At 61.3% G+C, this 14,019-nt stretch carries 18 protein-coding genes; 4 read left to right on the forward strand and 14 right to left on the reverse strand.

Translation table 11 applies throughout. The features are described from left to right. Positions 1-34 precede the first annotated feature (34 nt). The 9 genes from NMB38_RS01550 to ubiE all read right to left on the reverse strand — a co-directional run bounded on the left by NMB38_RS01550 (position 35) and on the right by ubiE (position 6,046). Positions 35-742 (reverse strand): 16S rRNA (uracil(1498)-N(3))-methyltransferase, encoded by a 708-nt coding sequence (locus NMB38_RS01550; RefSeq protein ID WP_028687261.1) that lies wholly within the window; start codon positions 740-742, stop codon positions 35-37. Next, positions 739-1,524, reverse strand: coding sequence for a twin-arginine translocase subunit TatC (tatC, locus tag NMB38_RS01555; RefSeq protein WP_345956508.1), 786 nt, complete (start codon positions 1,522-1,524; stop codon positions 739-741). The genes NMB38_RS01550 and tatC overlap by 4 nt, the downstream gene beginning before the upstream one ends. Next, positions 1,521-1,898, reverse strand: a complete 378-nt coding sequence (gene tatB / locus NMB38_RS01560) for a Sec-independent protein translocase protein TatB (protein WP_027914047.1) — start codon at positions 1,896-1,898, stop codon at positions 1,521-1,523. Before tatB ends, tatC begins: the two co-directional genes overlap by 4 nt. A 3-nt stretch (positions 1,899-1,901) precedes the next feature. Then, the gene (locus NMB38_RS01565) at positions 1,902-2,183 is read right to left on the reverse strand and encodes a twin-arginine translocase TatA/TatE family subunit (RefSeq protein WP_027914046.1); all 282 of its coding nucleotides are present in this window, start codon (positions 2,181-2,183) and stop codon (positions 1,902-1,904) included. A 54-nt stretch (positions 2,184-2,237) separates the two neighbouring features. After that, positions 2,238-2,573, reverse strand: a complete 336-nt coding sequence (locus NMB38_RS01570) for a phosphoribosyl-ATP diphosphatase (protein ID WP_023532983.1) — start codon at positions 2,571-2,573, stop codon at positions 2,238-2,240. A 1-nt stretch (position 2,574) separates the two neighbouring features. Next, a complete protein-coding gene (gene hisI / locus NMB38_RS01575) occupies positions 2,575-2,967 on the reverse strand; it encodes a phosphoribosyl-AMP cyclohydrolase (protein WP_345956509.1) in 393 nt (130 codons plus the stop codon). 72 nt (positions 2,968-3,039) lie between these two features. Further along, positions 3,040-4,656, reverse strand: coding sequence for a ubiquinone biosynthesis regulatory protein kinase UbiB (ubiB, locus tag NMB38_RS01580; RefSeq protein ID WP_236166051.1), 1,617 nt, complete (start codon positions 4,654-4,656; stop codon positions 3,040-3,042). After that, positions 4,653-5,276: a ubiquinone biosynthesis accessory factor UbiJ gene (locus tag NMB38_RS01585; protein ID WP_027914044.1), complete on the reverse strand. Its 624-nt coding sequence runs from the start codon at positions 5,274-5,276 to the stop codon at positions 4,653-4,655. The genes ubiB and NMB38_RS01585 overlap by 4 nt, the downstream gene beginning before the upstream one ends. After that, positions 5,276-6,046 (reverse strand): bifunctional demethylmenaquinone methyltransferase/2-methoxy-6-polyprenyl-1,4-benzoquinol methylase UbiE, encoded by a 771-nt coding sequence (gene ubiE, locus NMB38_RS01590; RefSeq protein WP_027914043.1) that lies wholly within the window; start codon positions 6,044-6,046, stop codon positions 5,276-5,278. The genes NMB38_RS01585 and ubiE overlap by 1 nt, the downstream gene beginning before the upstream one ends. A gap of 124 nt (positions 6,047-6,170) precedes the next feature. On the opposite strand from ubiE, the gene NMB38_RS01595 reads away from it, so the two are divergent. Beyond that, on the forward strand, positions 6,171-6,446 hold the full coding sequence (locus NMB38_RS01595; protein ID WP_023533042.1) for a polyhydroxyalkanoic acid system family protein: 276 nt from the start codon (positions 6,171-6,173) through the stop codon (positions 6,444-6,446). 54 nt (positions 6,447-6,500) lie between these two features. On the opposite strand, the gene phaZ is transcribed toward NMB38_RS01595, so the two are convergent. The 5 genes from phaZ to hslV all read right to left on the reverse strand — a co-directional run bounded on the left by phaZ (position 6,501) and on the right by hslV (position 11,772). Then, entirely contained in the window at positions 6,501-7,313 is an 813-nt protein-coding gene (gene phaZ / locus NMB38_RS01600; protein WP_042139516.1) for a poly(3-hydroxyalkanoate) depolymerase, read from the reverse strand. A gap of 62 nt (positions 7,314-7,375) precedes the next feature. After that, positions 7,376-9,052 (reverse strand): class II poly(R)-hydroxyalkanoic acid synthase, encoded by a 1,677-nt coding sequence (gene phaC, locus NMB38_RS01605; RefSeq protein WP_027914042.1) that lies wholly within the window; start codon positions 9,050-9,052, stop codon positions 7,376-7,378. Positions 9,053-9,310: 258 nt separating this feature from the next. Beyond that, a complete protein-coding gene (locus NMB38_RS01610) occupies positions 9,311-9,688 on the reverse strand; it encodes a gamma-butyrobetaine hydroxylase family protein (RefSeq protein WP_023532890.1) in 378 nt (125 codons plus the stop codon). A gap of 134 nt (positions 9,689-9,822) precedes the next feature. After that, positions 9,823-11,166, reverse strand: a complete 1,344-nt coding sequence (gene hslU, locus NMB38_RS01615; protein WP_023533050.1) for an ATP-dependent protease ATPase subunit HslU — start codon at positions 11,164-11,166, stop codon at positions 9,823-9,825. Between the two features lie 75 nt (positions 11,167-11,241). Next, the gene (hslV, locus tag NMB38_RS01620) at positions 11,242-11,772 is read right to left on the reverse strand and encodes an ATP-dependent protease subunit HslV (RefSeq protein ID WP_023533032.1); all 531 of its coding nucleotides are present in this window, start codon (positions 11,770-11,772) and stop codon (positions 11,242-11,244) included. Between the two features lie 576 nt (positions 11,773-12,348). Here hslV and NMB38_RS01625 point away from each other — a divergent pair. From NMB38_RS01625 to NMB38_RS01635, 3 genes are read left to right on the forward strand one after another with little or no spacing between them, the layout of a single operon-like run. After that, positions 12,349-13,098, forward strand: a complete 750-nt coding sequence (locus NMB38_RS01625; RefSeq protein WP_028687259.1) for a HalD/BesD family halogenase — start codon at positions 12,349-12,351, stop codon at positions 13,096-13,098. Positions 13,099-13,114: 16 nt separating this feature from the next. Next, positions 13,115-13,573 carry a VOC family protein gene (locus NMB38_RS01630; RefSeq protein ID WP_081783947.1) on the forward strand — a complete coding sequence of 153 codons (459 nt, stop codon included), beginning with the start codon at positions 13,115-13,117 and terminating at the stop codon, positions 13,571-13,573. Next, positions 13,570-14,016, forward strand: coding sequence for a DUF3291 domain-containing protein (locus tag NMB38_RS01635; protein ID WP_028687258.1), 447 nt, complete (start codon positions 13,570-13,572; stop codon positions 14,014-14,016). The genes NMB38_RS01630 and NMB38_RS01635 overlap by 4 nt, the downstream gene beginning before the upstream one ends. Positions 14,017-14,019: the final 3 nt, after the last annotated feature.

Raw genomic sequence — 14,019 nt, forward strand, 5'->3', positions numbered from 1 at the left:
GCGGAAACTTGATGGGGAAAAGCTGACCAGGTCGTCAGAATATGCGTGAGAGCAAGGCCGTGACGGCCGTTTCCACACGCAGGATGCGCGCACCTAGCTGCACCGGGGCCAAACCCGCCTTGCCCAGCAGATCGACCTCGTAGGGGATCCACCCGCCTTCCGGGCCAATGGCCAAGGTGACTGGCTGTTCTACAGCGCGAGGGCAGGCAGGATAATCACCTGGGTGACCAACCAGCCCAAGGGTGCCTTCAGCGATGGCGGGCAGACGGTCCTCGACGAACGGCTTGAAGCGTTTTTCGATGATGACTTCCGGCAGCACCGTGTCACGTGCCTGCTCCAGCCCCAATATCAGGTTTTCACGGATGACGTCGGGCTGAAGGAAGGGGGTCTGCCAGAAGCTCTTTTCCACCTTGTAGCTGTTGAGCAGGATCAGGCGAGGCACCCCAAGGGTGGCGACGGTCTGGAACAGCCTGCGCAGCATCTTGGGCCGTGGCACCGCCAGCACCAGGGTCAACGGCAGCTTGGCCGGTGGCGCCTGGTCGAAGCTGACGTGAAGCTCGGCTTCATGACGCTCCAGGCGCTGCACCGTCGCCAGGCCCATCAGGCCGTTGATGCGGCCTACGCGCAGGGTGTCGCCGACGGCGACCCCGTGCACATCCTGCATATGGACGAAGCGCCGATCAGCCAATACGACGCGGTCGGCCGCGATGAAATCGGCCTCCTCCAGCAGCAGCAGGTTCACGACTGCGTCGCGGGTGGTTGGTCTTGATCATCGGCAGGCTGTTCGTCGCTGCCACGCTTGCTAATCAGGCTGCCGCACAGCACGCCGACCTCGAACAGCAGCCACATGGGGACGGCCAACAGGGTCTGGGAGAAGATGTCCGGAGGCGTCAGCACCATGCCGACCACGAAGCAGCCAATGATCACGTAGGGGCGGATCTTCTTCAGGTACTTCACATCGACCACGCCAATCCAGACCAACAGCACCACGGCCACCGGAATCTCGAAGGCCACGCCGAAGGCGAAGAACAGCGTCATCACGAAGTCCAGGTAGCTGGCGATGTCGGTCATCATCGAGACGCCCTCGGGCGTTGCGCTGGCGAAGAAGCCGAAGATCAACGGGAAGACCAGGAAATAGGCAAAGGCCATGCCGGCGTAGAACAGCACGATGCTCGACATCAGCAGCGGTATGGCGATGCGCTTTTCATGGCGGTACAGGCCCGGCGCGATGAAACCCCAGATCTGCTGCAGAATGAAGGGGATCGCCAGGAACAGCGAAACGATCATGGTCAGCTTGAACGGCGTCAGGAAGGGCGAGGCCACGTCGGTGGCAATCATGGTCGCATTGGCGGGCAGATGATCACGCAGCGGCGCCGAGACCAGGGTGTAGATCTGCTGGGCGAAGGAAAACAGCCCGGCAAAGATCAGGAAGATGACGGCAACGCAACGCAGCAAGCGGGTGCGCAGTTCGGTCAAGTGCGAAACCAGCGGCATGGGCTGGTCGTGTTCCGGATTCTCGCTCATGGGGCTCGCGGCGGCTCGGGCGGTACGGGAGTAGGGTGCGCAGTGGCATCGGTTTCGGCTGATGTGGCTGGCAGGCCGGCAGGCGGCTGCACGGTTGCCGTGGTCACCGGAGGCTGGGCAGGCGGCGCATTGGGGTTGAGGATGCGCTTGGCCTGCTCTTCCATGTGCATGATGTGCTCGTTGTGCAGCTGGCGGCGGATGTCATCGGCGCCGATTTCACGCTCGACTTCCATCTTGATGCTGTTGAAGCTGCGTTTGAGCCGACCGATCCACAAGCCTGCCGTGCGGGCGGCGCCCGGCAGGCGCTCGGGGCCGAGCACCAGCAGGGCGACGAGGCCGACGAGCAGCAGCTCGCTGAAACTGATGCCGAACATAAGTCAGTCTTTCCGCTGCGGCTCTTGGACCGGTTGGGCCTGGCCTTCGATGGTGTGGCCCTGGCTGGCTTGGGCGGTGGTGTGCACCGGTTGCACAGGGGGTACGGGCTGGGCCGGAGGAGGGGTAGGTTCAGCTGGCTTGGTTTCCTCTTCGTTCATGGCCTTGCGAAAGCCCTTGATCGATTCGCCCAGGTCGCTGCCCAGGTTCTTCAGCTTCTTGGTGCCGAACACCAGCACGACCACGACCAGCAGGACGATCCAGTGTTTCCAGTCAAAGATACCCATTTCGTACTCCCGAAAATTGTGTGAAGGTCACCGGGCGTCAGCCCTGAACATACATCAGGCCGAAGGCTGGCGGGCGGCTTTTTCGTCATGGCCCGACAACCCGAAGCGCCGGTCGAGTTCATCGAGCACGGCCTGCGGGTGCTGACCCAGGGCGCTGAGCATCACCAGGCTGTGAAACCACAGGTCGGCCGTCTCATAGATGACGTCGCTGCAGTCCTTGCTAAGCGCAGCATCCTTGGCGGCAATGATGGTTTCGACCGACTCTTCGCCGAGCTTTTCCAGAATCTTGTTGAGGCCCTTGTGGTACAGACTGGCCACATAGGAGCTGTCCGGCGCTGCCTGCTTGCGTTCTTCGAGCACGGCGGCCAGCCGGTTGAGGGTGTCACTCATGTCAGTGTCCTGCGTCGTAGATGGCGTGCGGGTCTTTCAGAACCGGGTCGACGGTGGCCCATTGGCCATTCGAATAGACGCGGTAGAAGCAGCTTTCCCGGCCGGTATGGCAGGCAATGTGGCCCACCTGTTCGACCATGAGGATGATCACGTCGGCGTCGCAGTCCAGGCGCATTTCGTGAAGCTTTTGCACATGGCCCGACTCTTCGCCCTTGCGCCACAGTTTGCCACGCGAGCGCGACCAATAGATGGCGCGTTGCTCAGCAGCGGTCAACGCCAGTGCTTCACAGTTCATCCACGCCATCATCAGCACGCGTCCGGTCTTGTGGTCCTGGGCGATGGCAGGCACCAGGCCATCGCTGTTCCACTTGATCTCGTCCAGCCAGTCTTTCATCGTCGACTCCAAAACGGGCCCGTCTGCGTCGCGGGCCTTTTGCGCTAGTGTGCCAGCCACGGGCGCGGCTGGCTATTGGCGCACGATCAGGTAAAGGCCTGCGGCCAGCATCAACCAGGCCGGCCACGCAGTGGCTGCCGCCAGGCTACCGGCCTGCAGGGCGACACCGCCCAGGATCACGCCCCCGCCCAGCAAGCCGGCACCGAGCAGGCGCAGGGCCCAATGATCGCCATGTCGGCGCTCGGGCATCTTGGGGTCGTGCAGGTGCGGTTGCGACAGGCGTTCGAGCAAGTCCCGGGTCATGTTGGCCAGGTGAGGCAACTGCTCAGCCTGGCTGTGCAGGTTGCCCAGCAACGCCTTGGGGCTCATGCGCTGACGCATCCAGCGCTCAAGATAAGGCTTGGCCGTGCTCCACAGGTCCAGCTCGGGGTACAGCTGACGCCCCAGGCCTTCGATGTTGAGCAGGGTCTTCTGCAGCAGCACCAGTTGAGGTTGCACTTCCATGTTGAAGCGGCGCGCGGTCTGGAACAGGCGCATCAGCACCTGGCCGAAGGAAATGTCCTTGAGGGGTTTTTCGAAGATCGGCTCGCACACGGTGCGAATGGCCGCTTCGAACTCATTGACCTTGGTATTGGCCGGCACCCAGCCCGAGTCGATGTGCAGCTGGGCGACGCGGCGATAGTCGCGCTTGAAGAAGGCAATCAGGTTGCGCGCGAGGTAATCCTGGTCTTCATCGGTAAGGCTGCCGACGATGCCGCAGTCGATGGCAATGTATTTGGGGCTCCACGGCTTGACCGTGCTCACGAAGATGTTGCCCGGGTGCATGTCGGCGTGGAAGAAGCTGTCGCGAAACACCTGCATGAAGAACACTTCGACGCCGCGTTCGGCCAGCATCTTCATGTCGGTGCGCTGATCGGCGAGGGTGGCCATGTCGGTCACCGGTACGCCATAGATACGCTCCATCACCAGCACTTTCTGCCGGCACCAGTCCCAGTAGACCTGGGGCACGTACATCAGCTCGGAATCCTCGAAATTGCGCCGCAGCTGGCTGGCATTGGCCGCCTCGCGAAGCAGGTCGAGTTCGTCGTAGATGGTTTTTTCGTAATCGCCGACAACGTCCACCGGGTGCAGGCGGCGTGCATCGGCAGAGATGCGTTCGGCGCCCTTGGCGATCAGGAACAGCCAGGCGATGTCGGCAGCGATGATCGGCTTGAGCCCCGGTCGGACCACCTTGACCACCACTTCTTCACCGCTTTTCAGGCGTGCAGCGTGCACTTGCGCCACCGATGCGGAGGCCAGGGGCTCCACGTCGAAGCGGCTGAACACCTCACTCACCTTGGCCCCAAGCTGGGCTTCGATCAGCGCCACGGCCTTCTGCGGATCGAACGGCGGTACGCGGTCCTGCAGCAGCATCAGTTCGTCGGCAATATCGGTGGGCAGCAAGTCGCGCCGGGTAGACAGCAGCTGGCCGAACTTGATGAAGATAGGCCCCAGGTCCTGCAGCGCCATGCGCAACCGCGCACCGCGGCTCAGCTCGGAGGCCCGACGCGGCAGCCAGCGCCACGGCAACAGCAGGCGCAGGCTCATCAACCACCAGGGCAGAGGGTAGTCGAACAGCAGGTCATCGAGCCGGTAGCGGATGACGACGCGCTGGATGCGGAAAAGGCGGCGGAAGGCGAGCAGCTTCATGCGTTATCGCTGGAATCAAGGGATCGGGAAAGGCGCAGGATGCGCGCCTCGAGGCGTTCTGTATCGACCTTCATGGCATCGAGTTCGCTGAAGGCGGCCTCGGCTTCGCGCTTGCCTACCAGCGTACGCGATTCTTCCGCCAGGTACTCGGACAGGCTCTGGCTCAAGCGCGCCAGGCCTTGGCGGGTCCAGCGGGTGCGCAGGCGAATGTGCCCTGCGATCAGGGACGTGGGCACCGGGCCCAGCCACTTCTGCAGCTCATGCTCCCAGTCCAGCTCGAGGTCCTGGAGAATGCCGAACAGATCGAGCAGGGCCGCGGTGTCGCCATGCAATTGCACCTGTGGGCTGTGCAGGACTGCTGTCTTGTCCCGCGATAACGCCAGGTGTGCCAGGCTCGCTGCCGGTGCACGCAGCCGACAGTCGACCTCGCCTTCCCAGGCACTGGCCAGCATCAGGCCCTGTTCGTCGGGCAGGATGAAGACCTGCATGGCCGGTTGGCGGCAGTCGATCTCGATGACCTTGCCTTCCAGCGCCGCCAGCCTTGGCAATGCCGTGCTGTCCATGCGCAGGACGCGGTTCAGGCCATGTTCGGCGCTGGCGAGCAGACCGGCCATGAGCATCAGGGCTTGATCCCCCGGTGCACGGCCACGATGCCGCTGGTCATGTTGTGGTAGGTCACCCGGTCGAACCCGGCTTGCACCATCATGGCCTTGAGGGTTTCCTGGTCAGGGTGCATGCGGATCGATTCGGCCAGGTAGCGGTAGCTCTCGGAGTCGTTGGTGATGAGCTTGCCGGCCAGGGGCATGAAGGCGAACGAATAGGCGTCGTAGGCCTTGGACATCAGCTTGTTGGTCGGCTTGGAGAACTCCAGCACCAGCAGGCGGCCGCCCGGCTTGAGCACGCGCAGCATGGAACGAATGGCGTCTTCCTTGTGGGTGACGTTGCGCAGGCCGAAGGCGATGGTCACGCAATCGAAATGGTTGTCCGGAAACGGCAGCTTCTCAGCGTCGGCCTGGACGAACTCGATGTTGCCGGCCACGCCACGGTCCAGCAGGCGGTCGCGGCCGACCTTGAGCATGGACTCGTTGATGTCGGCCAGCACCACGTGCCCGGTCGGGCCCACCAGGCGCGCGAACTTGGCTGCCAGGTCGCCCGTGCCGCCGGCGATGTCGAGCACACGGTTGCCGCTGCGAACGCCCGACAGCTCGATGGTGAAGCGCTTCCACAGGCGGTGCATGCCGCCGGACAGCACGTCGTTCATCAGGTCGTATTTGGCCGCCACCGAGTGGAACACTTCGGCGACTTTGCGCGCCTTCTGGCTCTCAGGCACGTCCTGGTAGCCAAAATGGGTCGTGGGTTCGGCGTGGTCGCCTTTGCGCTGGTCGTTCATATCGCTTCACCGAAATTAATTGACGCCATTCTAGGGCGAACGAGCGGATTTGTCTTGGCGGGGTGTACCGCCAGGCGGGGGCGGGCATAATGTCGATTATGTCTACATGTTCAGGAACACCCGCATGACCCAGATCAGCGTCGAACGCAAACACACCCTTGGGCGCGACGCCGCCCGTGCCAAGGCCCAGGCGCTGGTGGATCGCCTCAGCCGCGAGTATGACCTCAAGGCCTCATGGGATGGCGACCGCGTCGATGTGGCACGCAGCGGTGCGAACGGCAGCGTCCACATCGGCCAGGACAGCATCCGTGTCGATCTCAAGCTCGGCATGATGATGTCGATGATGAGCGGCACCATCAAGGGCGAAATCGAACGGGCGCTGGACAAGGCGCTTGCCTGAATCTGGACACCGGCCATTCGGCCCGGTTCGCCGGGTGATGGCGAACGGGGCGTTTCAGGTGGGCTCGGCAAGAAATTTCATGATGACCGGCGCGATGGCGTGCGGCCGGGTGATCAGAAACAGATGACCATCATCGATGATGTGCAACTGCGCGTTGGGAATACGCCAGGCCAGCAGACGCATGTTCACCAGCGGAATCAACGGATCGTCATCCCCGGCCAGCACCAGGGTGGGCTGGCGGAGCTTGTGCAGCCAGTGGATGCTGGTCCAGCCAACTGCTGCGAACAGTTGCCAGTAATAACCCAGCTTGCCAGCCGAGCGTGCCGTGGCCGCGTGCTTTAGCGCCAGGTGCGGATCCCGGCGAAACCCGCCGCCATACACCAGCGGCGCGATGCGCATGACATGCGCCGGGTCTACGTACCGGCGGGGGCTGGCCATGCTCCACAGCACCTTGGGCTTGCCAGGCACCATCACCGCCCCTGCCGCCGTGGCGGCCAGGATGAGTTTTCGGCAGCGCTGCGGGTAGTCATGGGCGAATTGCTGAGCCAGCCCACCTCCCCACGACACACCGATGACGTTGACCTGGCCGTAATTTAGCGCGTCGAGCAGCCGAGCGGCGAGCCGGGCAAGCCCTGAAAACCGATAGGGCCGCTGCGGCGTGGATGAACCGCCCACACCCGGGGCATCGAAGGCGATGACCTGCAGGTCGGGGTCCAGCGCCTCGATGAACGGAAATATCAGCTCGAAGTTGGCCCCGATGCCGTTGAAGATCAGCAAGGGCGCCAGGGTCGACTGACCTGGCCGCACGACGGTACGGATGGACAGGCCATCGAGCTCGACCGTTTTGAACACGTAGGGTGACGGCATGCGCATGGCTCCTGGAGCAGGTAGACGCCTTGGCACCGCGCAGGTGGCCACGGCGCAGGGGTTCAACGCTGGTGCACGTAGCGGCCTGGCGCAGACTCGGCTGCAGGATGACTGGGGCACCCCAGGTGGCCCGGCGCCTCGATCAATGCCCCGGCCCGCTCGACCAGCCAGCCCTGCCAGTGCAGCCACCATGAATCGACATGCCTGACGGCGTCCTCTTGCCACGCCAGCGGATCGTCATGCTGGCCACCGCCGGCCTGAAAGCGCGCCTTCGGGTTGCCTGGCGGGTTGATGATGCTCTGGATGTGCCCGCTGTTGGAGAGCACGAACTCGACCTTGCCGCCGAACAGTCGCGCCGAGCGGTAGCAAGCCTGCCAGGGCGTAATATGGTCGGCATTGCCCGCCACGCTGAAGAGATCGCACTTGACCTGCTTGAGGTCGATGGCGGTACCGCAAACGGTGATGCCACCGGGACGGGTGAGCGGATTGCCCCTGTACATCTCGATCAGGTCGGCATGGAATGCGGCGGGCAAGCGCGTGGTGTCGTTGTTCCAGTACAGGATGTCGAACGCTGGCGGCTCGTTGCCGAGCAGGTAATTGTTGACCCAGTAGTTCCAGATCAGGTCGTTGGGACGCATCCAGGCAAACAGCCGGGCCAGATCGCTGCCCTCGAGCACCCCCGCCTGCTGGGATTGACGCTTGGCCGCATCCAGCGCCTGGTCGTCGACGAACAACGCCAGCGCGTTGTCGAGCGTGGCGTCCAGCACGCTGACCAGCAAGGTCAAGGCATTGACCTTGGTTTCATGGCGCGCCGCAAGGTGGCCCAGCAGCGCGGTGCAGGTGATGCCCCCTGAGCATGCACCGAGCATGTTCAGGGTCGCACTGCCGGTGATGCTCAGCACGGCGTCCACTGCCTCGCCCAGTGCTCGCACATAGGTGGACAAGTCCCAATCGCGCTGCGCCCTGGTCGGGTTGCGCCAGCTGACCATGAAGGTCTGTTGGCGGGCGTCCAGGCAGAAGCGCATCAGGCTTTTTTGCGGGCACAGATCAAAGATGTAGAACTTGTTGATCTGTGGGGGCACCACCAGTAATGGCCGTTCATGCACCTGCTCGGTGAGGGGGCTGTACTGGATCAATTCCAGCACCTCGTTACGGTACACGACCGCGCCGCGACTGCTGCCCAGGTCCTTGCCCACCTCGAAAGCATCCATGTTCACCTGGCGGGGCATGCCGCCGTTGTGGACCACATCCCTGGCCAGGTTCGACAGGCCATCAAGCACGCTTTTGCCGCCGGTCTCGAAGAAACGCTTGAGTGCGGCAGGATTGGACAGGTTGTTGGTAGGCGCCAATGCTTCGGTCATGAGCTGGATGACGAACTGCCCACGGCTGATGTCCTCAGGGGGCAGGTCACTGCTGCTGATCCACGCCTGGAGTTCGTTACGCCATGCCAGGTAGCCTTGCAGGTAGCGTCGGTAAAGCGGGTTCTGTGACCAGGTCGGGTCGCTGAAGCGGCGGTCATCGCTGGCAGGGGCGAGGCTCGATTTGCCCAGCACCACATTCTTCAGTTCGAGCCCGAAGGCAAGCGCGTGCTTGGCACTGTGCAAGGGCTGGCGTACGGCCTGGCGCAGCACGGTCTGGGCCGTGCCCAACAGGTCCTTGCGTTGAACGCCGACCATCGGGTTCAGGCCCGCGGCGCGTTGCGGGGCCTGCTGCTGATCTTCATTGTTTTTGTTACTCATCCGCGACGCTCCGTTGTCTGAGACGAGTACCGGCTGCCGAGGGGTGCACCGACGTGTCCCCGATACCGCTACTCGGGTAATCCGTGACCACGTCCTGCACTGCTACGGGCGATCAGGCGCCTGCCGCGCCATGCTGGTAAATGGCCACCTCTATTGGTTACCCGAGTTTCAGGCGCGAAGCAACCTGGCGCTGTCGTATGTTCCTTTCACTGTCAGTTGGGTCGGCATGGCGGGCGAAGGCGTTAGCCAGGAGAACAGTTAAAGCATCAGCTTGACCACGGATTCCGAAGGGTCTCGCGTCTTGCCGGCCTTGTGCAGTGCCTCAAGGTATTCGGCCCACAAGACGTCCTGACGCAGACACAACTGTTCCAGGTATTCCCAGGTGAACAGACCACTGTCATGGCCATCGTCGAAGGTGAGTTTCAGGGCGTATTGCCCAGCCGGTTCCAGCCCGACGAGGCCGACGTTGACCTTGCCAAACTGCAGGATGGGGTTGCCGTGCCCCTGGACTTCGGCCGAGGGGGAGTGCACGCGCAGGAATTCGGCGGGCAGGTGGTAGACCTCATCGGGCCCATAGGTGAGGCGCAGGGTCTTGGAGGCTTTGTGCAGGTTGATGGCGGTAGGCATGCGAGCCATGGGCGTGATCTCTGTTTGAGTTACACACCGCACGCTACCCGCTGCACGAAATGCTCGCCAGCTTCTTGAGCAAAAAACCTGTTTCGCCAGGCTGCAAGCGTCGCACGGGGCGCTTGCAGCCTGGCGCGGGCCCGTTACAGGATGTAGCGGGACAGGTCTTCGTTCTGGGCCAGCTCGCCCAGGTGGCTGTTCACATAGGCTGCGTCGATCTGGATCGGCGCTTCGTCATGGGCACTGGCCAGGTCGCCGGCGCTGAACGACACCTCTTCGAGCAGGCGCTCAAGCAAGGTGTGCAGGCGACGGGCACCGATGTTCTCGGTTTTCTCGTTGACCTGGTAGGCGATTTCGGCCAAACGCTTGATGCCATCCTCGACGAACTCGATGTTCAGCCCTTCGGTCTTGAGGAGTGCCTGGTACTGTTCGGTCAGCGAGGCATGCGGCTCGCGCAGGATGCGCTGGAAGTCTTCCGGGGTCAGGGCCTTGAGTTCCACGCGGATCGGCAGACGACCTTGCAGCTCAGGCACCAGGTCGCTCGGCTTGCTCAAGTGGAACGCGCCCGAGGCGATGAACAGGATGTGGTCGGTCTTGACCATGCCCAGCTTGGTGTTGACCGTGCAGCCTTCGATCAGCGGCAGCAGGTCGCGCTGTACACCCTCACGGGAGACATCGGCGCCGCCGACATTGCCGCGCTTGGCGACCTTGTCGATCTCATCGATGAACACGATGCCGTGCTGTTCGACCGCTTCCAGCGCCTTGGCCTTGAGCTCTTCTTCATTGACCAGGCGACCGGCTTCTTCGTCGCGCACCATTTTCAGCGCTTCGCGAACCTTCAGCTTGCGCGACTTGCGTTTGCCCTTGCCCATATTGGCGAACAGGCTCTGCAACTGGTTGGTCATTTCTTCCATGCCAGGGGGCGCGGCGATTTCGACGCCCACGGCATCGGCCACCTCGATTTCGATTTCCTTGTCGTCCAGCTGGCCTTCGCGCAGGCGCTTGCGGAACAGCTGGCGGGTATTGGAATCGGAACTGGTCTGGGCGGCTTCCTCGCTGAAGCTGCTGGCCCGTGCCGGTGGCAGCAGGGCGTCGAGGATGCGCTCTTCGGCGGCATCCTCGGCGCGGTGGCGCACACGGATGATTTCCTGCTCACGCAGCATCTTCAGAGCAGCGTCGGCCAGGTCGCGGATGATGGATTCCACATCGCGGCCCACATAGCCCACTTCAGTGAACTTGGTGGCTTCGACCTTGAGGAACGGGGCATTGGCCAGCTTGGCCAGGCGCCGGGCGATCTCGGTCTTGCCCACGCCGGTGGGGCCGATCATCAGGATGTTCTTGGGCGTCACTTCGGCGCGCAGCTCGGCAGGGAGCTGCATACGGCGCCAGCGGTTGCGCAGGGCGATGGCCACGGCGCGCTTGGCGTCGTCCTGGCCGATGATGTGACGGTTGAGCTCGTGGACGATCTCGCGGGGGGTCATGGACATGATCAATAGGGTCCTCGTACGAATGATTCAGCGTGGAAAAGCCCCGTCACCGAGACGGGGCGCCAAAGCAGCTGATCACTCGGCCAGGTCCTGCTCCTCGATGGTCAGGTTGTGGTTGGTGAACACGCAGATGTCACCGGCGATGTTCAGCGCGGTCTCGGCGATTTCGCGGGCCGAGAGGTCGGTCTTGTTCAGCAGTGCACGGGCTGCGGCCTGGGCGTAGGCGCCGCCGGAACCCATGGCGATCAGGCCGTCTTCGGGCTCGACCACGTCACCGTTGCCGGTGATGATCAGCGAGGCATCCTTGTTGGCCACCGCCAGCATGGCTTCGAGGCGGCTCAGGGAGCGGTCGGTACGCCATTCCTTGGCCAGTTCCACGGCCGCGCGGATCAGGTGGCCCTGGTGTTTCTCCAGTTGGCCTTCGAAGCGTTCGAACAGGGTGAAGGCATCGGCAGTGGCGCCGGCAAAGCCCGCGATGACCTGACCGTGGTACAGGCGACGCACTTTCTTGGCGTTGCCTTTCATCACGGTGTTGCCGAGGGATACCTGGCCGTCGCCGCCCATGACGACTTTGCCATTGCGGCGGACTGAAACGATGGTGGTCAAGGGAGAGTCTCCACGCAGCGGGGCGAAAATGCCTGTTGCAAACTCATATGGGGGTGCAGGACGGGATTTCAACCGCGGGGGATGAACGGTTCGAGGGGTGGGGGTTCAGAATGGGTGACGAGGTTTTTGTGCCAGGTATGGCGAAACACCCTATGGCGAAACACCTCGATGCGGTAAGCGGCAGCCCAGGATCCTGGCTTCGCAACCCGTAGGTTGGGGCCGCGGTATTCCTACCCCACACACAGATGCCACTCAATCAGGTCAGCAAGCTCGAAGCCATGAAGTAAAACGACTGAGCAGCTCCTCCGAACGCTCTTCGCAAACCCTGCCCGTGAAAGCTGGTCGGCATCTAATCGATGAGGAAGTTTTCAGGTTGAAAACTCCCTAACGAATATTTAAGGGCAAAACGCCAGTACGCGATAATTAAATAATTAAGTAGCAATACCTTGCCAGAAGATTGCATGGTTTGAGGAACGAGTGCAGGTCTGCATATGGGGTATATCTGGGCGGGACGAGGGGTTAGGATTTGAATGTGTCAGCAAGTACATGATCCCTTGATAAGCACGGAGTGTTAACATGTCAGAGCTCGCTGCTGTTAAACAAGATCTGGAACAAGCCAAGGATATACTCGACTCAGACCCTTTCGCAGGTCGAGATTTCTTCTGGGAACAGCATAGGTTTGCCAGGGATGGATATTTGAAGATCAATCATCTGGTTGATGCAGGTGTGCGTGACCGTATTGCTGAAGATGTAAAGTTCTTATTGGCAAACTTCTCCAAGCGCCGAGATTTTCTAATCGAGTCGACAGGTAATACACCGCGTTACTTGAGCAATGTACCTCAAGAAAAGATCGAGGCTCATGGGCGATACATTCCGCGTGCCTATCGGTCTCGTTACCTGATGAGCTTGATTGCTCATATAGTCAAGGAGGAAGTCATCCCGACACCATGGAAATGGGATAACTTTATCATCAACAACCAGCACAAGTCAGGCGATACGCACGGCTGGCATTGGGGAGATTACCCCTACACGATCATCTGGATTGTCGATGCACCGGCACTCGAGGCTGGTGGCTTGCTGGAGTGTGTGCCCCACACCAATTGGGATAAGCAGAACCCCCGCGTAGAAAATCTGCTGGTGGAAAACAAGATCGATTCATACTTCCATCTCACTGGTGATGTCTACCTACTCAAAGCTGACACCACACTGCATCGAGTCAAACCACTGACCCAAGATGTTAGCCGTATCATTCTCAACACTACGTGGGAAAGAGCGAGAGACAAGGATCGGAAAGTCGAGCATGAGACGTTTGTCTTCCGGGACTGAGTGTGAGGGTCTGTGCATGACCAAGTTCAAGTATTCCCACACAAACCTGGTTGCCTCCGATTGGAAAAAGATAGCAAAATTTTACATTGATGTCTTTGGCTGTGTTCCAGTTGGCCCCGTTCGTCGACTTTCAGGGCAGGCGGTGGCAGATGGCACCGGCTTGATCGAGCCGGAGATCGAAGGTGTTCATCTTCGGTTACCCGGCTACGAGGAGGGCGGTCCGACACTGGAAGTCTTCCAGTATCGCCGCTGCCGTGACGAACCGGAAAAATTTGCCAATTCATGTGGATTTACCCATATCGCATTTGAAGTTTCTGATTTGGAGACTGCTTGCGCCAAAGTAATCAGCGCAGGTGGGTGGCTGCTAGGAAGATTGGCGAGTCAACCTGTCGAGGGAGTGGGGGTTTGCACGTTTGTATATGTTCGTGACCCTGATCGGAACATTATCGAAGTCCAAGGCTGGGAGACACCATGACACGCAAACTTGCACAGTTCGATTTGGTAAAACCCAAGTTCGCCAAGGGGGACGCCAGAATGGAAGAGTTCTATTCCTCTGTCGGGTATGTGAACCGCCTAGCGGAACAGCATCCGGGATTCATTTGGCGCGAGAGCGATGAGGACCAGCCGCTGCTGGATCAACTGTGGGGTGAGGGCTACTTGTACACGCTCTCGCTTTGGCGAGATGTCGAATCGCTCAAGGACTTTCTCTATAACACTCCGCATAAGACGCTCATGCGCCGTGGGGGGGAGTGGTTCGACCCCATCTCCCGACCCCGTGTGGTGTTGTGGTGGGTCGAAGAGGGCCATGTCCCGACCCTGCGGGAGGCCCATGGGCGTCTCACACGCTTGTACGAAGTTGGTCCGTCTCTGCATGCTTTCGACCTGCGCTCCAGTGGGTTACCAACCGTTCTGTACTGAGGA

This window comes from Pseudomonas sp. FBCC-B35 (assembly GCF_059133755.1).